Source organism: Nocardia sp. NPDC056064 (genome assembly GCF_042266925.1).
In the GTDB taxonomy this organism is placed as follows: Bacteria; Actinomycetota; Actinomycetes; order Mycobacteriales; family Mycobacteriaceae; genus Nocardia.
Genome location: NZ_JBHJWO010000001.1, coordinates 4,640,270 through 4,665,096 on the forward strand (window position 1 = coordinate 4,640,270; position 24,827 = coordinate 4,665,096).

Genomic DNA, 24,827 nt, shown 5'->3' on the forward strand with positions numbered 1-24,827 from the left:
TATGAGTGCCGAACCGGTGGCACATGGAACTCGCGAAGCGTTGCTGGACGCCGCGATGGAAAGCTTGCGTGAACGCGGTTACGCGGCAACGTCAGCGCGTGCAGTGGCCCGTCGTGCCGGTGTCAGTCAGGGTGCCCTGCAGCACCACTTTCCCTCCAAGGTGTCCCTGGTGGAAGCGGCTCTGCTACGTCTGATGGGTCAGGTCGGCGAGTGGCTGGCCGTCGCCGCGGCTTCCCCTGCCGCGGCGACGGAGCGAGAACGGTGCCAGACCTTCCTCGACACGCTGTGGAAGGTCCACAACCTCCCGGTCGCCGGGGCGGTCCTGGAACTGCATCTGATCGCCCACACCGACATCGAACTGCGCGAGCGTTTCGCGCCGGTTCTCGATACCGCGTTGACCCTCGCGATGCAGGTTGCCCGCCAGCAGTTCCCGACACTCGCCGCGCGCGAAGGATTCGACGGGTGGTTGATGACGGTGATCGCGGCCATGCGTGGCTACCTTCTCGCCGCGCCACTGAGCACCCCGAGCATATCGATCGGCTGGCCCGACATTCGTGAGCAACTGCTGCGGGCGCTGGGCTGACTGCTGCCGCCCCGCCGACGGCACGACGAGAATCAGGAACGGGGCACTTCCCAGGTCGAAGACGGGGCAGCGTGCGGCCGGTTGTTCGGTCAGAGGTACTTCTTGATGCTGTCGAGTACGTTCGTACGTTCGAGTTCGCTGACGTCGGTTGCGTTGAGGTGGATGCCCACACCGACCAGGACCCTCTTGATCGCTTCCTTGCTCGAGGCATACAGCATCTTGCTCTTGATCTTCGCGGTATCCGGCGACCAGCTGATGAAGACGATCTTCGAGGTCGGTCTGCCGTCGCTCGTTTCGACCGGCACGTCGACGAGTGCGTAGCGGCATTCGTCTTCGATCGAGGAGATGGCGTCGAAGAAGTTTTCGTAGTCGGTCTGGATGGGGCCGGTGGACTCGATGACGATCTGCGCGTCGTTCTCGATCTTGTAGATGAAATACCGGAAGTCGTGCGGCGGCCGCTTGAGCTTGAAGTCGTTGAACTGGATGACTACGTCGTCGGCCACGGTGACACCTGATGTCAAGACAGTCTTCCTCTCGCCTGAAGTGGTGGGTGTCCGGCTGCTGCCTGGCCCCATGGTGAGAATGAGATGCATTGCCGCTGAGATCTTTTCATGGGCTTCGGCTCGACAGTGTCGATATCGGCGAAGGAACGGTTTTTGGTGCGTCTCGGCGCGGTCACGACAAGCCGAGCACGACCAGTTCCTTGCGGTCGCCGGCGAGGCGGAAGGCTTCCTCGCTGAATTCGCGGGAGTAGGCGTTCTCGCCGGTGACGAACAGCATCGGGCGCGGGGGAGATGGTCTCGATGTCGTTGAAGGGGCGGAAGTTCAGGAACTTGACGTTGCTGGACAGGGTCGGGTGGGTGGTGGTTTCCGGTGTGGCGCCTTCGGGAGTGACCGCGCTGCGCTGGGTGCGGTAGAAGCCGTAGAACTCGCGCTCGATCGGGGTGGATTCGGTGGTGAGTTCGTGGACGGTGCCGCTGGTGTATTCGGCGGGGCCACCGGTGAATTCGACGTCGCGCTGGGCGACGGCGGTATCGATCATGGCTTTGCGCTGGTCGAGGGTGGCCGAGTGGTTGAGCCCGTTGCGGGCTGCCGCGCCCATGTCGTAGCGACTACCGCGCGGGTCAACTCGGCTACTGGTCGCGACGGTGTTTTCGCAGGATTCGCCATGTCGACGGCGCGGAAGGAGAGCGCCTCGCCGCGATGCAGACCAAGGCGATTGCCGCGCTGTTGGTTGGTCTGTCTCCGCGATCATGGGGACGGTGACGGTGGGAGCTGAACACAGGCGGTGCTGGTCGGGACAGGCGATACGGTTGATCGGCGTGTCGTGGCAGTTTGACGGTGTGTCGGTGACCTGACCCTGAGCCACGCGTTCGCGTTATTGCGACAGAAGCGGGCGCAGGGTTTGTTTAGAAGCCCCGTTACGCGTGGCCTGCGGCAGGATCGTCCCCGGTGCTGCTAGACATGCATCCGTGCACCCAGCGCTCTCGCCATCACAGATTCGGGTTCTGCATCATCTCGTGACCGCCGAGATTCCGTTCCCTGATGCTATAGCGGCCGCAGTCCGGGGGCTTGACCAGGAGAGCATCGCAGCCGACGTGCAAACTCTCAGTTGGATGGGCCTACTGGAAGTCACCGGTGAGAGTCTGGTTATCACGCCGCGAGGCAAGGCAGTGTACTTCGAAGCCGAGTGCGCCACGCTTGGCGAACGCCTGGCTGAGGTGAGCGTATTCGCCGATGAGATGCAGCGACGTACACCCTCACTCAGTCCGGAAATGCACGCGCTCCGTGAACTCGCAGAAGGTGCATGGACCGGAACAGAGGCGGTAGCGTATGTCGAGCGTTGCGCGAAGACGCGCTGAGCTGACGCTACGGTTTCTCGTCGGCGTCCAGATGAAGCTCGTCCTGACTGGTCTTGAGTTGACGACGGGGCCTGCGAGCCTTGTCGGACACCGGCAGAATAGCGGCCTGCTCGAGGTCTGCCACCGTGACCTTGGGTCCGGCGAGGATCCGGTCCAACAGTTCCTGTTGCACGGGAGCGAGGTCGGTGAGTCGGCGCAGCACGGAGAGCAGTTCCATGAGTTCGCGCGACCAGCTGGATGGCCACGAGTCGACATGCAAGTCGTCCAGGGGGCTCGTCTTGCGGCTGTTGGGGTTCGCCTTGCGGTATCCGAACCACTTCTTGACGATCTGCATGCCGCCGACGTCATAGTTCCACACCTCTGTGGGGACCGGGCTGACGAATCCGGCACCCAAGTACAGGGTTCGGTTCAGCTCGGCGTAGTGGATTTCGCTCGGAACCTCCGTCCCGATGTGCTGGTCGTAGCGGAGCCGACGCGGATCGCCTGGAGGGAAGAGGACATCTCCTGCTGGTCGACCGTCTTTCGGATCGATGTACCGTTCCCCGTACGTCGAAGCCCACAGCAGACGCTCGCCAAGCTTCACGGCCTCGTGCCACAGATCGGGATCGCGAGTGAGCGGCAGCCGTGTGCCAGGGGTGCGTAGTTCCTCGGCGAACCGCTCGGTGAACCCACTGTGCCCGGCGACAGCCGCCACATATGCGGCCAGGTCGTGCACCGTGATGCGGTCGAGGCCGAGCTCGGTTGCCAAGTGGGCGAGCAGCCGCGGATGCACATTGGGTGTGCCGTCCGGGTGGAGGATCGGCATGATTTTGCCGCCGCGGCCGTTGAAGTGGTGGGTGTCGGGGAGCAGCGCGGTGGCGACGACGGCCGGCCCGGTCTCGATCTCCTGGGAGGACTGCTGGTTGAGGAAGAGCTGTCCCGGCTGGAGGGCTTCCCACAGCGTGGGTCGGGCGAAGTCGATGACGCGACTGTCAGAGATCAGCCACTGCCGGTCGAAGCTGCGCATGGCGATGCGGATCAGGTCCGGCGTGAGGTCAGTTTCGTCTGCAAGCCCGTGGGCGTGCTCAGGTTGTCCGGGCAGCGGGGGCCGGCGGGCGTGCAGTGAACGATCTCGCGTCCCCTTGAACAGCTTCGCCTGTTTGTCTGGGTCGGCCTCGTGGATCAGACGCGCCCAGCGCCGTTGGAGCAACTGCTCGCTGGGGGCGTTGACCCACGAGCGGTTGGCGGTAATTCCCAGACTTCCCCAGAGGAAGAGATCATCGAGAGCGGGATGGTCCTCCCACCCCGTCTCGGTGCTCGGGCGGAACGGCCGGATGTCGGCAGAGTGCGTGTCCTGCCAGCCGTCGTCGTCCAGTTGGATCTCTTTGAGCTGGCGGTACTTATCTGCTCGCCTGCCGTGTACGGCTCGGTAGTGGATGCGGGCGGGTCGATCGGGATCGGCGTCCTTGCTGCGGACGAAGATGCAGATGGCCAGCGGCTGGGCAACACCAGGGAAAATCCGGGTGGCCACATCTGGGCGATGCCCTTCCGGAGAGAGGTCTATAATCCAACCCTCGTCGCAGGTGCGCCTCAGGTAGTTACGCATGCCACGCCCGCCGGGTCCAGTGGTGAAGCCGGCGGGGGTGATGAAACAGACGACTCCCTGCTGGTCCTGTTGATCGGCGTCGAAGACCTTCCAGGTTGCCCAGCGCCAGAAGTAGATGTAAAGGTTCTTGAGCACGTGCTCATAGCGGCCGTTTCCGGGCCACTTGAACGCTTCGATCGGGGTGCTGCCCTGCGCCGGGCTTCCCTTCTCTATCCAGCCTCCACGGCCCATGGCCTTGTCGTCGTAGGGTGGGTTGCCGATCGCGACGGTGACCGGTGTGTTTGCCTTCACCTGGTTCGCTCGTCGACGCGATTCCGAGATCACGCCGTACGTTGAGGCGAGGGTTTCCTCGGCCAGATACGGGTTGTCCAATGTGTCGGTGACGAACAGCTTCATACCGTCGGGCGGTGCGACTGCTTGATGCCGCTTGAGCAAGTCCGAAGCCCTTAGCTCGGCGACGGCGAAGGGGCCCATCTGCAGCTCGAAACCGATGAGGCGCTTTGCCAGACTGCCTATCGCATCCGGAATCGCCCCAGGGCCATCGTTATCCGCCGTCCAAGCGGCGACGTGCTCGATGACCGCGTGCAGGTATGTGCCCGTCCCCATCGCCGGATCGACGATGCGCACGCCGTCGTCCGCGTATCCGGCCTGGCGACCCAAGCGGGTACGGAGCACATCCTCGGTGAGGCGCACCATCTCCTCGACAATTTCCCGAGGGGTGTAATACGAGCCGCTCTTCTGGCGCAGCTTCTCGTCGTATACCTCCAGGAACGATTCGTACAGGTGTAGGTACGCATCCCGTCGGCCCTTGCGGATCACCGCCCATTCGACAGCGTCGATTACCTGGAGAAGCAGGTCGAGGCTGACCTCGAAGCTTACCGTGATGTTGTCGGTCAGGAGCTGAAGGGCTTTGCCCATCAAGGCGTGTCCGTCGTCCAGGCGTCGGCCGATCTCGTGTAGCCCCACTCCTTTGACAGAGATGTCCTCTGTACGCGCCAGCAGAAGCGCGAAGGTCACCGTCTGGGCATATCCGTCAGCAAAGGTAGCGTCGTCAGCTGACGGGAAAAGCAGCCTACGCCAGTCGTTTTTCAGCCCAGTGAAGCGCAGTTCCTCGGGACGCGCGCCCTCAGCTGCATACTGTCCCTCCCATTCCAGCTGCTCCAGGACGGCCGCGCGTAGCAGGCGGCACAGCGGCGCGGTGCGCCGGACCAGTGTGTTGATGTGGCGGATCGGCTCAGGAACCCAGTGGAGGAAGGTCCTCAGAAGGGCATGGAACGCTGCAGGCTCCCGGACGGACAACGAGCGTCCTACGCTTCCGAGATCGCCGTCGAAGAAGACTGGCGCACCGATCAGCTCGCCGGAGCGAAAGAGGCGCCATTCAGTGCCGTTGGTGTAGAGGACGTTCGGCAAGTCGCGGAGCCGTTCCCACTGCTTCTTGTTACGCCCGGTGAACTTCTCTGGATCGACCGTCTGACCGGGGCGCTTGACCTCGACATAACCTACGATTTCACCGTGCACCTCGACCGCATAGTCAGGGCGCACGCCAACATCACGCAGGGGCGTTTCGGAATGCCACAGGACGCCGTCCATGGCGTCGTGGCTGCCCACAGCTTCCAGGAGATTCTGCAGCGGTGGTCGAATTGACGCCTCGGGGTCGCCCGGTCCGTTCACCATGGCCTTGCATGACGCACCGAAGATCGAGATAGCTTCTGCGAGCCAGTCGAACTCCTGACCCTGCGTCACTGCCACACCCCCGCCCTATCGATCGCGACGCGAGGAGTATGTCACATCCCAGCCCTAGAGGATGACGTGAAAGCACTTGGGACCAAACATGTTTCGGTGCCATGATCGGCGACGGTGCGATTATCCGGCCAGAGATCGTGCTCCAGCCCGCCACCGTTCATCGGCACGCACGCTCGGCCTGGCCGAAGATGTCGCATGCCGTCGACATCCGTCAATGGGCTGGCATCGGACAGGTCAGCCGTGATCGAGGATTCGCAGCCGCTTCAAGACAAGTTTCGAGCTGCCCGGTGGGCGAACACGCACCGGCATGGGTGTCAGCAATCCGAGAAGACGCTGGTCAGATACGGTACGCCTCCTCCATGGCCAACCGCTCCGCGGTTGGCCATGTTTTGGGTGCCCTCGGCAGGATTCGAACCTGCGACACCCGCTTTAGGAGAGCGGTGCTCTATCCCCTGAGCTACGAAGGCGGGGGTCCCGGGGGGACGAGAGGGGAGTCTACCGGGTGGGGGTGGGGTGGTTACAACCTTGGTGGTGGGGCGACACGCCGGATGTGAAATGGGTGTGGGGTGGGGTACTCGGGGGATGGTGATCTAGCGTCGGTTTGTTTCCGCCCCGTGGGGCGATGGTGGGCATGCTGAGTGTTCTTCTTCCGAGGAGTACGTGGTCATGGCTGGTCGGGCGGGTTTTCGGGGTGTGCTGGTCGCGGTCGCGGCGTGTGGGGTGCTGGGTGGGTGTGCGGTGGAAGGGGGGTTGGTGGGGACGGCGGTGACGCGGGAGGCCGATCCGGCGGTGGTGGCTCGGGCGGCCGAGATCGAGGGGGCGGGGCCCGCGGTGCAGGCGGAGATGGTGGCGTTCTATCGGTCGGTGTGTGTGGTGCAGACGCGGTATCGCGCTGATCTGCAGGCGGCCGAGGCGGGTGGTGGGCAGTTGACGCCGGTGCGGTATCGAGACGCGGCGGCGGCCATGCTGACGGCGCGGGCCACGGCTGCCGACACCGCGCGTCGTGGGGTCGCGGAGTTGCCCATTCCGGAGCTGTTCCCGGAGGAATGGCGGTCGGCGCAGGCCGAATTGATCCTGCTGTTCGACGGGTTGCACCTGGCCGACCGGTCCAGGGCCACCGAGATGGCCGCGGTCGATCCGGGCGATCCGGAGCATTTGAAAACCGCCGCTCGCGATTTGATCGCGGCGTCCGCGGAGCAGATCGCGAATCAGAATCCGCGCGTGCGGCTCGTCGCCGACCGCCTGCCCGCCTCCGATCAGGTGCGGCGGGAGACCGCGGAACTGGCCGAATGCCAGACCAGGAGCTGACCGGTCGCGCTCAGGCGAATCCGCCGTCGAAGCCCCCGTCGAATCCGGTGTCGGTGCTGCCGCCCCAGCTGGGGTCGTCGAACCCGCTCGGGTCGTCGAATCCGGTGGGGTCGACGCCCGGGTCGCCCTGGTCGAGCGCGGCTTCCCCGGCGCCGTCCTCGAAGGCCTGCGCGTCGTAGCCGACCCCGGGCATTCCGGCGAACAGCGAGGTGAACAGCAGTGCCGAGCCCGCGCCCCAGGCGCCCGCGATCAGCGCGGGCCGCCACCAGGGCTCGGAGTACCAGCCTGCGGGGACGGGACGACCGGCGACGCGACCGCCCGGGTAGTAGTTCGGGGTGCCGGGGGACGCGGCGGGGGAGGCGGCGATGCGGCGGCCGTCGTGTTCGATGACGCGGGGTTTGTCGACGCGGCCCGCGATGTCCTGGCCGGGCAGCGGGGGGATGGGCGGGCCGGGGTCCATGTTCATGGCGGTGCGGGCGGCGGCGATGTAGTAGAGGCCCTCGACGGCGGACTGTTTGGCCAGCACGGCCTGGGCGGCGGAGGTGGCGCGGTCGATCTGGCCGCCCGCGGCGTTGTAGCGCTCGGAGGCGTCGGCCAGCGCCTGACGGGCGGCTTCGTTGCGCGGGGTGAGCTGGTAGACCTGCCCGCCGAGGCGCTCGATGGTCACCCTGGCGTCGGCCTGGGCCTCCTCGAGTTCCCTCGCTGTGCGCCGGTTCTGTTCGGCGCGCAGATACAGCAGCAGACCCACGCAGACGATCACGATCACGACCAGCCACCACAGCATCGCGCACCTCTTTCACGTCGAGGTCTCGAGATGCCATCGAGTTTACTGGCTGGTTGCCCGATCGTGCCGACCTGTGTTGATCAGCGTGTGGCGGGATAGCTACCCGGCGAGGTGGCGGGCGATCACCAGGCGCTGGATCTGATTGGTGCCTTCGAAGATCTGCATGACCTTCGCCTCGCGCATGTAGCGCTCCACGGGGAAGTCCTGGGTGTAGCCGTAGCCGCCGAAGACCTGCACGGCGTCGGTGGTCACCTTCATCGCCGCGTCGGTGGCGACCAGCTTGGCGACGCTGGCCTGGCGTGAGTACGGCAGACCGGCGTCGCGGCGGCGGGCCGCGTCGAGGTAGGTGGCGCGGGCGGTGTCGACGGCGGCGGCCATGTCGGCCAGGACGAAACCGAGGCCCTGGTGATCGATGATCTTGCGGCCGAACGCTTCTCGCTCCTTGGCGTAGGCGACGGCCTCGTCGAGGGCGCGCTGGGCCACACCGGTGGCGACGGCGGCGATGCCGAGGCGGCCCGCGTCCAGGGCGCTGAAGGCGATCGAAAGGCCCTGCCCCTGCGCGCCGATGCGGCGTTCGGTGGGCAGGAAGGCGTCGTCGTAGGCGGCGGTGGTGGTGGGGATGCCGCGCAGGCCCATCTTCTCCTCGGGCTTGCCGAAGCTCAGGCCCGCGGTGTCGGCGGGGACCAGGAAGCAGGAGATACCGCGCGAGCCCTCGCCGGTGCGGGCGAACAGGGTGTAGAAATCGGCGCGGCCGCCGTTGGTGATCCACGCCTTGGTGCCGGTGACGCGGTAGCCGCCGTCGACGGGGGTGGCGCGGCAGCGCAGGGCGGCCGCGTCGGACCCGGCGTGGGCCTCGGAAAGGCTGTAGGCGCCGACGGTTTCGCCGGAGAGCATGCCGGCCAGCCACTGCTGTTTCTGCTCGTCGGTGCCGTAGGTGAACAGGGGGTGGCAGCTCAGGCCGTGCACGCTCACCGCGACGGCGACGGCCGCCCAGCGGCTCGCCAGTTCCTCGAGCACCTGCAGGTAGACCTCGTAGGGCTGCGCGCCGCCGCCGAACTCCTCCGGGTACGGCAGGCTCAGCAGCCCGGCGGCGCCGAGCGCACCGAACACGCCCTCGGGGAAGACGCCGGTCTTCTCGCTCTCCGCGACCCGAGGTTCGAGGACCTTGTCGGCGATGTCGCGGGTCAGCTCGATCAGCTCGCGCGCTTCGTCGGTGGGCAGCATCCGGTCTACAGCCATGCCTGTCACAGTACGTGTCACACGGAATTGCGTGCAAGGCAGCACGGAATTTTCAGCCCGTATACTGGTCCGATGCCCGCGTTGCCACCGAACAAGCATCAGGAGAAGAGTCTGCGCACGCGGACGCTGCTGCTCGACGCCGCGATCGAGAGCCTGGCCGAGGTCGGCTACGCGGGCGCCTCCATCGCCGACATCACCGCCCGCGCCGGGGTGACCCGCGGTGCCCAGCTGCACCAGTTCCACACGCGGGCCGAGCTGTTCGCGCAGACCATCGGCCATCTCACCGACCGGCAGCGGGAAGCCATGCAGCGCAAGGCGAAAGCGCTCGCCGGGGAGAGCTCCGCCGGTGCGGTGCTGGTGCGACTGGTCACCGCCACGTTCGCGGGACAACTGGGCCGCGCCGCGGTCGAGCTCTACGTCGGCATCGCCAACGACGCCGCGCTGCGCCGCGAGATGCTGCGCGTCCAGCACGATCTCACGGTCGAACTCCTCGACCGCTGCGCCGAACTGATCGCCCCCGACATCGCCCGCGAACGTCTCGAGAGCACCTTCTGGCTCACCATCGACCTCGTCCGTGGCGCGACGCTCGACGAGATGGTCGGCCGTGACCGGGCGCGGCGCAAGCAGGTGCTCGCCGACTGGACCACCTTGGCCGAGACCGCCCTGCGCTGACTCAGCCGAGCGGCTGGATCAGGCAGGTGGTCGTGCCGTGGGCGACGAGCTTGCCGCGCTCGTCGACGACGCGACCCTCGGCGGTCGCGGTGCGGCGGCCGACGTGCACGGTGGTGCCGGTGGCGGTCAGGCGCTGTCCGTCGGTGGCGACCGTGCGGATGAAGTTCACCTTCAGTTCCAGGGTGGAGTAGCCCAGTCCGGGGCCCAGGGTGGTGTGGTCAGCGCTGCTTGCGTGCCTTCTGGCCGCGCAGCCGGGTGTCGGTGGCCACGGCCAGCGGGTCCCAGTCCGTGCCGTGGGTCGGGAGCTGGTCGGCATTGCCGAGGACGGTGCCGCCGCGGATCTCGGTGAACAGGTCGCGGCGCAGGACGGCACCGGCCGCGCCGACCCCGGACAACATCACCCCTTCCACACCGGGTCCCCAGCCCTGACTGGCACCGGCGAGGTAGAGCCCGGTGATCTCGGTCGTCGGGCCAGGGCGGAACGGGCCGAGCTGACGCAGGTTCATCTCGATGCCATAGGAGCCGCCGCCTGAGGAATGGGTGTAGCGCTCCTGGGTGATCGGGGTGCCCGCCTCCTGCCACACCAGGTGCTCGCGCAGGTTCGGGATGACCTCGGCGGCGAGATCGATCAGGATCTCGGTGACCGCGTCCTTGACCGCCAGGTAGTCGGGGTTGTCGCGGTACTTCTCCCCGGCGACCGGGCCGCCCGCGCGCACGCCCCACAGGTCGTGATCGGCGGGCAGATACGTCATGATCTCGACGACCGAGTGGCCCGCGGGCGCGTACGGGGTGTGCGGGTCCTTGTTCCCGGCGATGTGGATCATCGCGGCGATGTTCTCGCGCACCAGTCGCAGCCACCGGTCACGGTCGCGCCCCGCGGCCTCCCAGCTGAGCGCGCGCTGCATGGGCCCGAAGTCGCTGTCGGAGCGGAACTTCCAGATCTGGGCGCTGCTCATCGTCTGCGACAGGTCGATGTCGAGGCCGAGATAGGTGTTGAACAGCGGCCACGCCATCGTGTACCCGGCGACCCGTTTGCGCGTGCGCGCGGAGACCGCCGACGGGTCGAGCAGTTCGAGGAACGTGCGTTTGACGTCGGCATTGGACACCACCACCGGCGCGGTGATCGTCTCCCCGCCGTCGAGTTCGACCCCGCGCACCCGCCCGTCCTCGACCAGGATCCGCCGCACCCTGGCGTTCAGCCGGAAGTCACCGCCGTTGGCGCGCACGACCTCGGCCATGGTGGCCGAGAGCACCTGCCCGCCGCCGACGGGGAAGTAGGCGCCGCCCTCGACGTAGTTCTTCAGGTATCCGGCCTGCACGATCGCCGGTGCCCGGTCACCGGGGGACGCGTACGCCGGCGTCTGCCCGCCCAGGACCGGCCGGGGTGCGGGACCGATGCCGCAGAGGTCGAACAGGCGGGTCAGTGGCACCAGGGCGAAGGGCGCCGCCCAGCCCGCGCGGGCCGCCATCGCCGCGCTGCCGCCGAACGAGGCGGGTGTGGTGGCGCGGTCGACGACGTCGGCCAGCTTGCGGATGACGCGCACGTATCGGCGCAGTGCCTTGGCGTCGTCGGGGAAGGTCTCGATGAGCCGGTCGCGGTAGGCGTCCCAGCCGCGCGGCACCGGGAAGGTCACCGACGGGAAGGCCAGCACGTCGAATCCGTCGGGGTCGATCTCGGCGAACTCGACGTGCTTGTCGACGCCGAGGCCGCGCAGGATCGTCGGGATATTGCCCTCGGGGCGGCCGCAGTCGCCCAGATAGTGCACGCCGACCTCGAATTCGTAGCCTTTGCGGCGGAACACATGGGTGCAGCCGCCGAGGACGTCGCCCTGTTCGAGCACCAGGGTGCGGCGCCCGCCTGCGGCCAGATACGCGGCGGCGGTCATCCCGCCCATGCCGCTGCCGACCACGATCGCGTCCCAGTCCTGCATGCCGTTGTCCCTTCGCCTCGATAGACCAGTCGGTCTATGTCGTGCTCGAACGGTACAGGACGATAGACTGGTCGGTCTATAGTGTCTTTCGGGGAAAGGAGGCTCGGTGACCACGCAGGGACCGAGGCAGCGACTGTTGCTCAGCGCGATCGCGCTGATGTGCGAGCGCGGTGTGCACGCGACCGGACTGAGCGATCTGCTCGCGCACAGCCGCACCGCGCGTGGCTCGATCTACCAGCACTTTCCCGCGGGCAAGTCCGAGTTGTTCGAGCAGGCCACCTACGCCGCCGGGCGCACCATCTCCGCGCTGCTCGACGACCTGCTCGCCACCCGGACCCCGGCCGGAGCGATCGACGGCATCATCGATCACTGGGAACAGGTCCTCACCGGCAGCGACTACACCATGGGGTGTCCGATCCTGGCGGCCGCGCAGGCGGGTGCGCAGGAACCCGCCGTGCAGGCGGCCTCCGCCGCGGTCTTCGCGATCTGGACCGACAAGATCGCCGCCGCCCTGATCGAATCCGGCGCCGAAGCCGCGACCGCGAAGGTCGTCGCCAGCACGGTGGTCAGCGCGGTCGAGGGTGCCATCGCGCAGAGCCGTGGGGCGCGCACCACCGAGCCGCTCGACGACGCGCGCGTCGCGGTGAAACTGCTGATCGACTCGGCCCTGCCGACCGCCGCCTGAGGTGCTGCGCCTTCGGCGGTTCTCTACTATCTGCGCATGACCGCAGACAAGCGCCCGCCGCTGGACGAGGACCAGGTCGGTCTGGTCGTCGAGGTGTTCCGGATGCTGGCCGACGCGACGCGGGTGCAGGTGTTGTGGGCACTGGCCGATGAGGAACTGTCGGTGACCGAGCTGGCCACCAGGGTGGGGAAGGCCGGGCCCTCGGTGTCACAGCATCTGGCGAAATTGCGGATGGCGCGGCTGGTGCGGACCCGGCGGGAGGGGACCACGATCTACTACAGCCTCGACAACGACCATGTGCGCCGGCTGGTGGTCGACGCGGTGCACAACGCCGAGCACGCCGGACCGGGCGTCCCGGCGCATCATCGCGGGCCCGGGGCCCAGCCGCCGCACGACCCGCCGCCGACTTCGCGGTGACCCTACAGACCTGCAGGAATGTTGCCGGAGGAAACAATCTCCCGACGCATACTTTTCGGTAGCATCCGGTGTGACGTGGCTCATGCCATGGCAGGGACCGAAGGAGCACCACAATGCTGAGCACCATGCAGAACGACCAGCTGTCGCTGGCCACACTGCTGAAGTACGCCACCACTTTCCAGGGCGATTCGATCGTTTCCACCTGGACCGGCGACGGCGTACGGACCATGACCTACCGCGAGCTGGGCGCCGATTCGGCGCGCCTGGCCAATGCGCTGCGTGGGCTCGGCATCGGCGAGGGTGACCGCGTCGGCACCTTCATGTGGAACAACAACGAGCACATGACCGCCTACATCGCGGTGCCCGCCATGGGCGCGGTGCTGCACGCGCTCAACATCCGGCTGTTCCCCGAGCAGCTGGTGTTCGTGGCCAATCACGCCGAGGACCAGGTGGTGCTCGTCGACGGCACGCTGCTGCCGCTGTTCGCGCAGTACCTGCCGAACCTGAAGACCGTGAAGCACGTGATCGTCGTCAACGGCGACGCCGCCGCGCTCACCGCGCCCGAGGGTGTGCAGGTGCACGCCTACCGCGAGCTGCTCGACGCACAGTCCGCCGAGTTCGACTTCCCGGTGATCGACGAGCGTTCGGCCGCCGCGATGTGTTACACCTCGGGCACCACCGGTGACCCGAAGGGCGTCGTCTACTCGCACCGCTCCAACTGGCTGCACGCCATGCAGGTGAACTCGCCCAACGGCATGGGCTTCCAGGGCTCTGACTACGTGCTGGCCATCGTGCCGCTGTTCCACGCCAACGCGTGGGGCCTGCCGTACGCGGCGCTGATGTCGGGCGCCAACATCCTGATGCCGGACCGCTTCCTGCAGCCCGCGCCGCTGCTGGAGATGATGGCCGCCGAGAAGCCGACCTTCGCCGCCGCCGTGCCGACCATCTGGGGTGGCGTGCTGGCCGCGCTGGCCGCCCAGCCGCAGGACATCTCGCACCTGCGCACCGCCGTGGTCGGTGGTTCGGCGGTGCCGCCGTCGATGATGCGCGCGTTCGAGGAGAAGCACGGCGTGCGCATCCTGCACGCCTGGGGCATGACCGAGACCTCCCCGCTGGGCAGCGTCGCGCACGCGCCCGCCGGCGCCGAGGGCGAGGAGGCGTGGGCCTACCGCTACACGCAGGGTCGTTTCCCGGCCAATGTCGAGGCCCGGCTGGTCGGTGACGACGGCAAGGTCGTGCCCAACGACGGCGAATCGCTCGGCGAGCTCGAGGTGCGCGGCGCGTGGATCACCGGCTCCTACTACTCGCCCACCGGCGCCGAGATCGACCCGGACAAGTTCGACGACGGCTGGCTGCGCACCGGTGACGTCGGCAAGATCAGCCCCAACGGCTACCTCACCCTGGTCGACCGCTCCAAGGACGTGATCAAGTCCGGCGGTGAGTGGATCTCCTCGGTGGATCTGGAGAACGCGGTGATGGGCCATCCTGCCGTCGCCGAGGCCGCCGTGATCGGTGTGCCCGACGAGAAGTGGGACGAGCGCCCGCTGGTGGCCATCGTGCGGGCCGAGGGTTCGGCCACCGAGGCCGCCGAACTGCGCGACTTCCTGGCCGACAAGTTCGCCAAGTGGCAGCTGCCCGAGCGCTGGACCTTCATCGCGGAGGTGCCCAAGACCAGCGTCGGCAAGTTCGACAAGAAGCGGCTGCGGGCCCAGTACGCCGAGGGCGAGCTGGACGTCGTCACCCTGGGCTGAGTCCCGGAGTAGGACCGACAGCGGGCGTGGAATTCGCTTCCACGCCCGCTGTCGTCGTATTCGGTTGTCGGATTCTGTTGTGCGATGCAGTTGTCGATATTCAGTTGTCGACCGAAAGTCAGCAGTTGCGCAGTTCGGGGCTCTGGTTGAGGAGCTGGGCGCGGGGGCTGATGTAGCGGGTGTAGGTCTCCCCGCCCACCGACGACAGCGGGAACGCCGCGACGCGGTGGCAGTTCTGGAAGGCCAGCTTCACGCCGAAGTGCCGCTCGAGCCCGCCGCGGATGGCGTCGGAGGCCAGGGCGCGCAGCAGCTGACCGCGGGCGACCTCGTCCGGCGGGGGCACCACGTTGTCGGCGAATTCCGCGTCACCGTCCCGCAGTTCGCCGGCGACCCGGCTCACCACTTCCCAGGCGTAGGGCAGTGATGTGCGGACGCATTCGACGAATTCCGCGTCGTCGATATCGCCCTGTTCGGCGCGTTCGAGCAAGGCGGCGGGTACATCGAGGGACATGGCGCTCTCCTCCTGCTTGGGGCGGGGTGTGCCTGTCCGAGTCTAAACGAAATTCGTTGTCAATAACCCTGGATTCATTCCGAAAGTGCTTTTCGGAGAGCGCTTTTCGCGTCGGCGGCGAGGTCGCTGACCAGTTCGCTTGCCGATTGCCCGGTGCTGAGCGAATGGGCTTGGCCCGCCCACAGGTTCACCTCGTCGGGGTTGCCCGCGGCCCTGGCGGCGGCCCGCAGCGGGGCTGTGGCGTAGTGGATTTCGGGGTAGGCGGCGGGCGCGTCGGCGGAGTGCTCGACGAGGAAGCGGTTGCGGATTCCGCGGGCGCGGCGTCCGGTGAAGGCGCGGGTCAGCATGGTGGGTTCGGCCGAGCCGATCGCGGCCCGGTGTACCGCGTTGGTGCCCGCCTCGGCGCAGCGCAGCAGGGCGGTGCCGATCTGGGCCGCCCGCGCGCCCGCGGCGAGCACGGCGGCCACGCCCGCGCCGGTGGCGATGCCGCCCGCGGCGACGAGCGGGCGGTCGGTGACGGCGGTGAGCAGTTGCAGCAGGGGCAGCAGGGCGAGCGGGTCGACGGGGTCGTCGGCCGGGACGTCGTGGAAGCCGGCCCGGTGGCCGCCCGCCTCGGCGCCCTGGGCGATCAGGGCGTCGGCGCCCGCGTCGACGGCGATCAGCGCCTCGGTGGGGGAGGTGACGGTCACCCAGACCTCGGTGCCGACGGCGTGCAGGCGGTCGACCTCCACCGCGCTGGGACAGCCGAAGGTGGTCGAGACCACCGCGACCGGGTCGGCCACCAGCAGGTCGAGCTTCTCGGCCCAGGCGTCGGTGTCGTGGGTCGGGCTGCCCAGGGGGAACCGCGCGCCGAGTTCGGCGAGGTAGCCGGCGTAGTCGGCGGGTTCGGTGACCGGGCCGGGCGCGAAGAGGTTGACGCCGAACGGCGCGGCGGTGGCGGCACGGGTGGCCGCGATCTGCTCGGCCAGCGCCTGCGCGGTGAGGTAGCCGGCGGCGACCTGGCCGAAGCCGCCCGCGGCCGAGACCGCGGCGGTCAGCTCCGCGGTGGTGGGGCCGCCCGCCATGGGCGCGGCGACGATGGGGACACGCAAGCTCTCGAGCACCATGGGTCAGAGTCTGCTCGCCCCGGCGCGTGTCCAGCCCCCTGGCGTCCGGTGTGAGCCGCCGGACACGACTTCGGTCACTGTGCGATACGTCATCTACCTGCGTTTATTCCCCGGAAGGTTGCGGAATGATCACGGCCGAGTAGAGTTCCCGTCACAACGGATGCCGAACCGTTACAGACAGTTCGGCACCGGGTACCACTTCGGAGGCTCCCGGACCGGCCCCGCCGGTGACGTTTTCCTTGTAGTCGGACGCTAGGACGAAACGTTGTCGCAGCACCGGGTTGGCCCCGAATCGATCTCCGTGCAGGCTCTGCTGGGTGACGGAGCGGCCGGGCGCCCCAGCAGGCACCGTGCCGAGCCCTCGCGGACCGATCGGGTGCGCGTGGCCGCCAGCGCCGCGGTCGCCACCGGCGCCCTGGTCGGCATCGCCGCCCAGATCGCCCCCACCATCGCCTACGCCGCCCCGCTGCTGCCCAGCCACGACGACGTGCAGGATTCCGTCGTCCCCGAGTCGGCCCGCCAGGACGTGAACCTGGTCGCCGCGCAGGAAGTCTCCGCGCACACCGAGGCCCCCACCCAGGTCGACGCCGTCGCCGCCCCGATCGCCGCCCCCGTGGCCGCGCCGTTCGGCATCGGCAACCTGCCGCCCGAGATCGCGGGCCCGCTCAGCCAGGTCGAGGACATCCTCCAGGGCATCCAGCACCAGGTCGCGCCGTCGCAGAGCGTGCGCCCGGTCGCGGGCCCGATCAGCTCCGGCTACGGCTCCCGCTGGGGCGCCATGCACTACGGCCTCGACTTCGCCGACCAGATCGGCGCCCCCATCCACTCCGTGTCCAACGGCACCGTCATCGAGGCGGGCCCGGCCTCGGGCTTCGGCCTGTGGGTGCGGGTGCTCCAGGACGACGGCACCACCGCGGTCTACGGCCACGTCAACGAGATGCTGGTCAGCGAGGGTCAGCGGGTCAACGCGGGCGATGTCATCGCGACCGTCGGCAACCGCGGCCAGTCCACCGGCCCGCACCTGCACCTGGAGATCTGGGACCAGGGCGGCGCCAAGATGGACCCGATGCCCTACCTCGCCTCCAAGGGTGTGCCGCTGGAGTGGGGTCCCTCCTCGCACTGAGTGAGCGTTTCGAGCGCGGATGACCCGCGTGGGCACAGTGGCGGTGGTTGGTATGACCCCCGTCACTTTGCTGTTGATCCGGCAACACCGTCCGGGGTCGGGCCGATACTCCTCAGGGCCCCGAGTGCTGGGGGCACCGGCGCGACCGGCAGGGCGATGTGACCGGTCGATATGATGGCTCGATCTGCACGGTGCGGTGTCGCCGCGCGTCCAGGCTCGATGAGAGGTGAATGAACCCGAATGGAAACTGCCCGTCGTTCTGCCCGCGGTAACCGCCGTCGCCGGTCGAGCAGTCCGACATTCGGGCAGTTGCTGACGGCAGCCGTCGAATCAGCCGCCGAGGCCGTCGCCCTGCGGTTCAACCCCACCGGTGAGCCCGCCGACCAGCGCGAACTCACCTACCGCGAACTCGACGAGCAGTCCTCCCAGCTCGCCCGCGAGCTGATCGGCCGCGGTGTCGGCCCCGGTGACATCGTCGCCGTCGCGATCACCCGCTCGGTGGAGTCGGTGCTGAGCGTGTGGGCGGTCGCCAAGACCGGCGCGGCCTACGTGCCGATCGACCCCGCCTACCCAGCCGATCGCATCGCCCACATCGTCACCGATTCGCGGGCCGTGCTCGGCATCACCACCACCACGCACCGCGACAGCCTGGGTGACAGCACCGCCTGGCTCGAACTCGACGACCCCACCCTCGCCGCCGCCGTCGCGGCCCGCCCCGCGCACGCCATCTCCTACAGCGACCGGGTCCGCACCCTCGACGAGCGCCACCCGGCCTACCTCATCTACACCTCCGGCTCCACCGGCCTGCCCAAGGGCGTCGCGGTGACCCAGGCCGGACTGGCGACCATGGCCGCGGTCGGCAGGCAGTACCGCATCGAGGCCGGCGCGCGGGTCACCCATCTGAGCTCGCCCAGCTTCGACTTCTCGCTGATGGAGATGCTGTTCACCTTCAGCGCGGGCGCGACCCTCGTGGTGGTGCCGCCGACGGTGTTCGGTGGCGTCGAGCTGGCCGATCTGGTTCGCCGCGAACAGGTTTCGCATCTGCTGATCACGCCGGGCGCGCTGGAGTCGGTGGACGTGAACGCGGTGGAGACCGTGCGCGTGGTCGTCACCGGTGGTGACAAGCTCGGCCCGGAACTGGTGGATCGCTGGGCGGCACAGGGTCGTTCGGTGTTCAACGCCTACGGGCCGACCGAGGCCACGGTCATGGTCACCACCGGCGAGATGGTCGCCGGCGAGCCCGTGACGCTGGGTTCGGTGATCCCCGGCGTGGCCGCGTTCGTGCTCGACGCGCGACTGCGGCCGGTGCCGGCCGGGGTGGTCGGCGAGTTGTATCTGGCGGGACCCGCACTGGCACAGGGATATCTGGACCGTCCGGGGCTCACGGCGGAGCGTTTCGTCGCCAATCCGTTCGGCGCCGACGCGGGCGCGCCCGGTGGCCGTCTCTACCGCACCGGTGACCTGGTGCGCCGCAACACCTCCGGTGACTTCGAGTACCTGGGCCGCTCGGACTTCCAGGTCAAGATCCGTGGCCTGCGTATCGAATTGGGCGAGATCGACAACGCGCTCACCACCCACCCCGACGTGGACTTCGCCGCCACCCTGGGCCGCACGCTGGCCAGCGGCGCGACCTCGCTGGTGTCCTACGTGCTGCCCCGCGCGGGCGCCGCGGTGACCCCGGCCGAGCTCACCACCCACCTGGCCGGGCTGCTGCCCGCGTACATGGTGCCCGCGGCGGTCATGCTGCTCGACGAGATCCCGCTGACCCCGGTCGGCAAGCTGGACCGCAAAGCCCTGCCGGAGCCCACCTTCACCGCGCGCGCCTACCGCGCGCCCAGCACCCCGGTCGAGGAGATCGTGGCGCGGGTGTTCGCGGATCTGCTGGTTCCCGACGACAGCGAGCAGGTCGGCGCCGACGACGACTTCTTCGAGCTGGGCGGCAACTCGCTGCTGGCCGCGCAGGCGGTGGCCCGCATCGGTACCGCGCTCGAGACCCGGGTGCCGGTGCAGCTGGTGTTCGAGGCCTCGACGGTCTCGACGCTGGCGGCCAGGGTCGAATCGCATATCGGGGTGGGCACCGGTCATCCGCTGACGGCGCAGGTGCGCCCGGAGCAGATCCCGCTGTCCTACGCGCAGCAGCGGATGTGGTTCCTCAACCGGTTCGATCCGGCCAGTGGCGCCAACAACATTCCGCTGCCGGTGCGCCTGTCGGGCGTGCTCGACCTGGCCGCCATGCGTGCCGCGGTCACCGATCTCGTCGCCCGTCACGAGGTCCTGCGCACCATCTACCCCGAGGTCGACGGTGACGCCGTGCAGCTGGTGCTGCCGGTGCGCGACCCGCGCGCGGTCCCGCGGCTCGAGGTGGTCGACGCGACCGCCGACCAGCTGCCCGCGCTGATCGGCGCGCAGGCCGTGGCCGGTTTCGACGTGACGCAGGCACCGCCGGTGCGGCTGCGCCTGTTCCGCCTCGGTGCCCAGGAACACGTGCTGCTGTGCGTGGTCCACCACATCGCCGCCGACGGTTTCTCGATGGCGCCGCTGACCCGCGACCTCATCTCCGCCTACTCCGACCGCCTGCGTGGGCTGGCCCCCCGCTGGCACGACCTGCCGGTGCAGTACGCCGACTTCACCCTGTGGCAGCGCGAGACCCTTGGCGCCGAATCCGACCCGGATTCGCTGCTGGCCCAGCAGATCTCGTTCTGGCGTGACGAACTGGCCGGGCTGCCCGAACAATTGGACCTGCCCGCCGACCGGCCGCGCCCCGCCGCCATGACCAACCGCGGCGCGAGCTACGACTTCCGTATCCCCGCCGACGTCCACGCCGCGCTGGATCGCCTCTCGCGCGAACACAATTCGACGCTGTTCATGGTGGTCCACACCGCGCTGGCCGTGCTGCTGGCCCGGCTGTCGGGCACCACCGACATCGCCGTGGGCACACCGGTGGCCGGGCGCGGTGAGGCCGTGCTCGACGACGTGATCGGCATGTTCGTCAACACCCTGGTGCTGCGCACCGAGGTCGACCCGGCCCGCAGTTTCGACGAGCTGCTCGGCACGGTCCGCACCACCGATGTGGCGGCCTTCGGCCACGCCGATGTGCCGTTCGAGCGCCTGGTCGAACTGCTCGACCCGGCCCGGTCCATGGCGCGGCACCCGCTGTTCCAGGTGATGCTCACCTTCCAGAACCTGGCCAACACCGAACTGCAGCTGCCCGGTCTCACCGTCGCCGGGGTCGATCTGGCCACGCCGTTCGCGAAGTTCGATCTGGAACTGACCATGGTGCCGCTGGAGACCGCCGGGGTCGCCGACGGCGTCTCGGCCGCGTTCACCTACGCCACCGATCTGTTCGACGAGGCCACCGTCGCCGGTTTCGCCGACCGGCTGGTGCGTCTGCTCACCCAGGTCGTCGCCGATCCGGCCCGCCCGGTCGGCGCGATCGAGTTGCTCGAGCCCGCCGAGCGCGAGCGAATCCTGGTGCGCTGGAACGATACCGCGCACGAACTGCCCTCGGCCCTGCTGCTCGACGGCTACCGCGCGGCCGTGGCCGCGCACCCCGATGCCGTCGCGGTCGCCTACGAGGGCACCGAACTCACCTACCGCGAGTTCGACGAGCGGGTGAACCGGCTGGCCCGGCTGCTGGTGCAGCGCGGGGTCGGCGCGGAATCGCTGGTCGGCCTGGCCGTGCGGCGCTCGCTGGACCTGGTGGTCGGGATGTACGCCATCGTCACCGCCGGTGGCGCGTACGTACCGCTGGACCCGGACCACCCGGCCGAGCGCATCGCCCACATCCTCGACACCGCCCAGCCGGTGTGCGTGCTCACCACCAGCGCCGACGCTGTCGAGGTGCCCGCCGGTACGCCGGTGATCACCATGGATACCGTCGCGCTGGAAGACTTCTCCGCCGCGCCGCTGACCGCCGCCGAGCTGCTGCGCCCGGTGCTGCCGCAGCATCCGGCCTATGTCATCTTCACCTCGGGCTCGACCGGCCGCCCCAAGGGCGTCGCGGTCTCGCACGCGGCCATCGACAACCAGACCGCCTGGATGCTCGCGGAGTACCCGCTGGGCCCGGGCGATGTGTACCTGCAGAAGACCGCCACCACCTTCGACGTGTCGCTGTGGGGCTACTTCATGCCGCTGCGCACCGGCGCCAAGCTGGTGGTGGCCACCCACGACGGGCACCGCGACCCGGCCTACATCGCCGAAACCATTGCCGCCCAGAGTGTCACGGTGACGGATTTCGTGCCGTCGATGCTCACCGTGTTCGCCGCGCACACCCCCGCGGGCTCGATCCCCACGCTGCGTGAGGTGTTCGCCATCGGCGAGGCGCTGCCGCCGGAGACGGTCGAGGCGCTGCGGGCGGTGTCCACCGCGCAGGTGCACAACCTGTACGGCCCCACCGAGGCGGCCGTGTCGGTGACCTACTGGCCCGCCGGTGAGACCGATCGCGGTTCGGTGCCGATCGGTGTGCCGCAGTGGAACACTCGCGTCTACGTGCTGGACGCGCGGCTGCGCCCGGTCCCGTCCGGGGTGGTCGGCGAGCTGTATCTCGCCGGTGACCAGCTCGCGCGCGGGTATGTCGCCCGGCCGGATCTCACCTCGGATCGGTTCGTGGCCAACCCCTTCGAGCCCGGCGCGCGGATGTACCGCACCGGTGACCTCGTCGTCTGGCGCACCTCGGCCGACGACACGCACGTGCTGGAGTACCTGGGCCGCACCGACTTCCAGGTGAAGTTCCGTGGTCAGCGCATCGAGCTCGGCGAGATCGAGACCGCGCTGCTGGCCCAGCCCGACGTCAGCCAGGCCGTGGCGATCGTCGCCGATTCGGCGGCCGGTGAGCAGCTGGTCGCCTACGTGGTGCCCAAGCCGGGTGCCGAGATCGAGCAGGCGCCGCTGCTGGCCGCCATCGGGGAATCGCTGCCCAAGTACATGATTCCGGCCGCGCTGGTGTCGCTGGCGGAGGTCCCGCTCAACACCAGCGGCAAGCTCGACCGCAAGGCCCTGCCCGCTCCGACCTTCACCGCGGGCGAGTTCCGCGCACCCGCCACCCCCGCCGAGGAGATCGTGGCGGGCGTGTTCGCCGAACTGCTCGGCATGGGCCGCGTCGGCGCCGACGACGACTACTTCGCGCTCGGCGGCAACTCGCTCATGGCCACCCGCGCCATCGCCCGGATCAACGAGGCACTCGACGCCGACATCACCATCCGCGACCTGTTCGAGGCGCCCACGGTGACGGCTTTGGCCGCCCGGATCGGCGCGGCCGCCGGTGCCGCCCGGCCCGCGCTGGTGGCCGCCGAACGGCCGCAACGGATTCCGCTGTCGCTGGCCCAGCAGCGCATGTGGGTGCTCAACCAGCTCGACCCGGCCTCGGGCTCCTACAACATCCCCTTCGCGCTGCGCCTGACCGGCGAACTCGATGTCGCCGCCCTCGACGCGGCGGTGCTGGATGTGCTCGGCAGGCACGAGTCGCTGCGCACGCGGTTCCCGGCCGTCGACGGCAACCCGGTGCAGGAGATCCGCACGGTCGCCGAGGTGCTGCCCGACGGGCTCACGGTGGAGACCACCACCGAGGTGCTGACCAGGGTCGCCGAGCTGGCCGAGGCCGGCTTCGACGTGACGAAGGACGTGCCGCTGCGGGTACGGCTGCTCACCGACGGCTCGGCCGCCGACTGGCTGCTGGTGTTCGTGGTGCACCACATCTCCGCCGACGGCGCCTCGCTGGCGCCGCTGGCCCGCGACCTGATGACCGCCTACGTGGCCCGCGCCGGGCAGCAGGCCCCGGCCTGGACCCCGCTGCCGGTGCAGTACGCCGATTTCGCGCTGTGGCAGCGTGAGGTGGTCGGCGCCGACGACGAGCCCGGCTCGGGCGCGGCCGAACAGCTCGACTACTGGCGCGAGCAGCTGGCCGGTCTGCCGCCGCTGCTGGAACTGCCGCAGGACCGGCCGCGTCCGGCGGTCCCGACGCTGCGCGGCGCCACCACCGAACTGCGGCTGCCCGCCGAGGTGCACGCGCGGCTGAATCAGCTTGCCCGCGACCACAAGTCGTCGCTGTTCATGGTCGTGCACGCGGCGCTGGCCGTGCTGCTGGCCCGGCTCTCCGGGACCTCCGACATCGCCGTCGGCACGGCGGTCGCCGGTCGTGGCGAGCGCGCGCTCGACGAGCTGGTCGGCATGTTCGTCAACACGCTGACCCTGCGCACACCGCTGGACCCGGCCGGGTCCTTCGACGAGGCCGTCGACCTGGCCCGCGACACCGACCTGGGCGCCTTCGCCCACGCCGACCTGCCGTTCGAGCGGGTCGTCGAGGTCGTCGCGCCGGGCAAGGGCAGCGCGCACAACCCGTTGTTCCAGGTGGCGCTGACCTTCAGCAACAACGAGGCCGCCGCGCTGGAACTGCCTGGCCTCACCGTGACCGCGCTGGAGACCGCGGTGGCGGCCAAGTTCGATCTGCAGGTCGACGTGGAACCGCGCTTCACCGCGGCCGGTGAGCCCGACGAGCTGGTGACGCTGTTCAACTACGCCACCGACCTGTTCGACGAGGCGACCGTGCGCACGCTCGGCACCCGCTTCGCCCGCATCCTGACCGCGGTCGCCGCCGACCCGCAGCTGTGTATCGGCGATATCGACATCCTCGACGAGCAGGAACGCGCCCGGCTGCTCGGTGGCGCCGAACAGGCCGCCGCCGCGAGCGCGCCGACCGGTGGTACCACCCTCGCCCAGGCGTTCGCCGCGGCGGCCGAGGACGATCCGGACGGCCCGGCGCTGGTGTGGGGCGAGCAATCGCTGACCTTCGAGCAGCTCGACACCCGCTCCTCGCGGCTGGCCCGGCTGCTGATCGGCCGTGGTTTCGGGCCCGGAACCGGTGTGGCGCTGGATCTTCCGCGTGGCGTGGACTGGGCGGTCGCCGTCTGGGCCGTTCTCAAGTCCGGTGCGGCCGTGGTGCCGGTGCCGGATGGGCGGGCCATCGGTGAGCCGTGCGCCAAGATCGGGATCACCCTGGGCAGCGCGCGCGGCGGGGAGATCGACTGGGTGGTCCTCGACGACGCGGCGGTGCGGACCGAACTGTCCACCCAGTCCGCGCGACCGGTGACCTACGCCGATCGCACCAGGGCCCTGCGCGGCGGCGACCCGGCCTTCGTCGGCGCCGACGGCGTGCGCAGCTACGACGAACTGGCCACCGCCGGTGCGCGGGTGCGCGCCGACGCCGAGCTGACCTACGAGTCGCGCACCTTCGGCAACGGCGCGGCCGACAGCTTCGCCGCCCTGGTCGAGCCGGTCGCGGCCGGTGTGGCCGGTGCGTCGATGGTGCTGGCGAGTTCGGCGGCACTCGCCGAGGAATGGGTGAGCCACCTGTTCGGCGACCGCGCCACGCTGGAGGCGATCGACACCACGGACCTCGAGGACCTGCGGGCCGTGATCGCCGACGACGCGGCCCCGGCCGACCCCGGCCCGGCCGAGGTGGTCCTGGTACTCGGGGATCTGCGCGCGCCGGTCGCCTGATCCTGCCCGCGCGCAACAAGTTTCGGTGATGGG

General features: G+C 69.1%; 17 protein-coding genes, 1 tRNA gene and 1 pseudogene. 9 read left to right on the forward strand and 10 right to left on the reverse strand.

What is annotated here, in order from left to right:
• Position 1: 1 nt before the first annotated feature.
• On the forward strand, positions 2-583 hold the full coding sequence (locus ACFC06_RS21710) for a TetR/AcrR family transcriptional regulator (protein ID WP_375934034.1): 582 nt from the start codon (positions 2-4) through the stop codon (positions 581-583).
• A gap of 89 nt (positions 584-672) precedes the next feature.
• On the opposite strand, the gene ACFC06_RS21715 is transcribed toward ACFC06_RS21710, so the two are convergent.
• Both ACFC06_RS21715 and ACFC06_RS21720 read right to left on the reverse strand, forming a co-directional pair.
• The gene (locus ACFC06_RS21715) at positions 673-1,086 is read right to left on the reverse strand and encodes an actin-binding ADF family protein (RefSeq protein WP_375934037.1); all 414 of its coding nucleotides are present in this window, start codon (positions 1,084-1,086) and stop codon (positions 673-675) included.
• Positions 1,087-1,100: 14 nt separating this feature from the next.
• Entirely contained in the window at positions 1,101-1,685 is a 585-nt protein-coding gene (locus ACFC06_RS21720; protein WP_375934039.1) for a hypothetical protein, read from the reverse strand.
• Positions 1,686-2,103: 418 nt separating this feature from the next.
• Here ACFC06_RS21720 and ACFC06_RS21725 point away from each other — a divergent pair, with 418 nt between their 5' ends.
• A complete protein-coding gene (locus tag ACFC06_RS21725; RefSeq protein ID WP_375934042.1) occupies positions 2,104-2,445 on the forward strand; it encodes a hypothetical protein in 342 nt (113 codons plus the stop codon).
• 7 nt (positions 2,446-2,452) lie between these two features.
• Here ACFC06_RS21725 and ACFC06_RS21730 read toward each other — a convergent pair whose 3' ends face one another.
• Both ACFC06_RS21730 and ACFC06_RS21735 read right to left on the reverse strand, forming a co-directional pair.
• Positions 2,453-5,779, reverse strand: coding sequence for a type ISP restriction/modification enzyme (locus ACFC06_RS21730; RefSeq protein ID WP_375934045.1), 3,327 nt, complete (start codon positions 5,777-5,779; stop codon positions 2,453-2,455).
• Positions 5,780-6,167: 388 nt separating this feature from the next.
• A tRNA-Arg gene (locus ACFC06_RS21735) sits at positions 6,168-6,240 on the reverse strand.
• A 226-nt stretch (positions 6,241-6,466) separates the two neighbouring features.
• Between ACFC06_RS21735 and ACFC06_RS21740 the strand changes: the two genes are divergently transcribed.
• Entirely contained in the window at positions 6,467-7,081 is a 615-nt protein-coding gene (locus tag ACFC06_RS21740; protein ID WP_375934048.1) for a hypothetical protein, read from the forward strand.
• Between the two features lie 10 nt (positions 7,082-7,091).
• On the opposite strand, the gene ACFC06_RS21745 is transcribed toward ACFC06_RS21740, so the two are convergent.
• Together ACFC06_RS21745 and ACFC06_RS21750 are read right to left on the reverse strand one after the other, a co-directional pair.
• Positions 7,092-7,865, reverse strand: coding sequence for a DUF1542 domain-containing protein (locus ACFC06_RS21745; protein WP_375934050.1), 774 nt, complete (start codon positions 7,863-7,865; stop codon positions 7,092-7,094).
• 99 nt (positions 7,866-7,964) lie between these two features.
• Complete coding sequence (locus tag ACFC06_RS21750; protein ID WP_375934053.1) at positions 7,965-9,104, reverse strand: acyl-CoA dehydrogenase family protein; 1,140 nt, start codon at positions 9,102-9,104, stop codon at positions 7,965-7,967.
• A 72-nt stretch (positions 9,105-9,176) separates the two neighbouring features.
• Between ACFC06_RS21750 and ACFC06_RS21755 the strand changes: the two genes are divergently transcribed.
• Complete coding sequence (locus tag ACFC06_RS21755) at positions 9,177-9,776, forward strand: TetR family transcriptional regulator (protein ID WP_375934056.1); 600 nt, start codon at positions 9,177-9,179, stop codon at positions 9,774-9,776.
• 1 nt (position 9,777) lies between these two features.
• On the opposite strand, the pseudogene ACFC06_RS21760 reads toward ACFC06_RS21755, so the two are convergent.
• Both ACFC06_RS21760 and ACFC06_RS21765 read right to left on the reverse strand, forming a co-directional pair.
• Positions 9,778-9,999: pseudogene (locus ACFC06_RS21760) on the reverse strand (PaaI family thioesterase); the annotation flags it as partial.
• Positions 9,995-11,707 (reverse strand): phytoene desaturase family protein, encoded by a 1,713-nt coding sequence (locus tag ACFC06_RS21765; RefSeq protein WP_375934059.1) that lies wholly within the window; start codon positions 11,705-11,707, stop codon positions 9,995-9,997. The gene ACFC06_RS21765 and the pseudogene ACFC06_RS21760, both read right to left, overlap by 5 nt.
• Before the next feature lie 106 nt (positions 11,708-11,813).
• On the opposite strand from ACFC06_RS21765, the gene ACFC06_RS21770 reads away from it, so the two are divergent.
• From ACFC06_RS21770 to ACFC06_RS21780, 3 genes are all read left to right on the forward strand, one after another.
• Positions 11,814-12,392 (forward strand): TetR/AcrR family transcriptional regulator, encoded by a 579-nt coding sequence (locus ACFC06_RS21770; protein ID WP_375934062.1) that lies wholly within the window; start codon positions 11,814-11,816, stop codon positions 12,390-12,392.
• Positions 12,393-12,428: 36 nt separating this feature from the next.
• Positions 12,429-12,809: an ArsR/SmtB family transcription factor gene (locus ACFC06_RS21775; RefSeq protein ID WP_375934065.1), complete on the forward strand. Its 381-nt coding sequence runs from the start codon at positions 12,429-12,431 to the stop codon at positions 12,807-12,809.
• Between the two features lie 113 nt (positions 12,810-12,922).
• Entirely contained in the window at positions 12,923-14,560 is a 1,638-nt protein-coding gene (locus ACFC06_RS21780) for a long-chain fatty acid--CoA ligase (protein WP_375934068.1), read from the forward strand.
• Between the two features lie 118 nt (positions 14,561-14,678).
• On the opposite strand, the gene ACFC06_RS21785 is transcribed toward ACFC06_RS21780, so the two are convergent.
• Positions 14,679-15,071 carry an SCO5389 family protein gene (locus ACFC06_RS21785; protein WP_278264599.1) on the reverse strand — a complete coding sequence of 131 codons (393 nt, stop codon included), beginning with the start codon at positions 15,069-15,071 and terminating at the stop codon, positions 14,679-14,681.
• Between the two features lie 74 nt (positions 15,072-15,145).
• Positions 15,146-16,177: a nitronate monooxygenase gene (locus ACFC06_RS21790; RefSeq protein WP_375934071.1), complete on the reverse strand. Its 1,032-nt coding sequence runs from the start codon at positions 16,175-16,177 to the stop codon at positions 15,146-15,148.
• A gap of 301 nt (positions 16,178-16,478) precedes the next feature.
• Between ACFC06_RS21790 and ACFC06_RS21795 the strand changes: the two genes are divergently transcribed.
• Positions 16,479-17,300: a M23 family metallopeptidase gene (locus ACFC06_RS21795; protein ID WP_375934074.1), complete on the forward strand. Its 822-nt coding sequence runs from the start codon at positions 16,479-16,481 to the stop codon at positions 17,298-17,300.
• Between the two features lie 240 nt (positions 17,301-17,540).
• Entirely contained in the window at positions 17,541-24,794 is a 7,254-nt protein-coding gene (locus ACFC06_RS21800) for an amino acid adenylation domain-containing protein (RefSeq protein ID WP_375934077.1), read from the forward strand.
• The last annotated feature ends 33 nt before the right edge of the window (positions 24,795-24,827 follow it).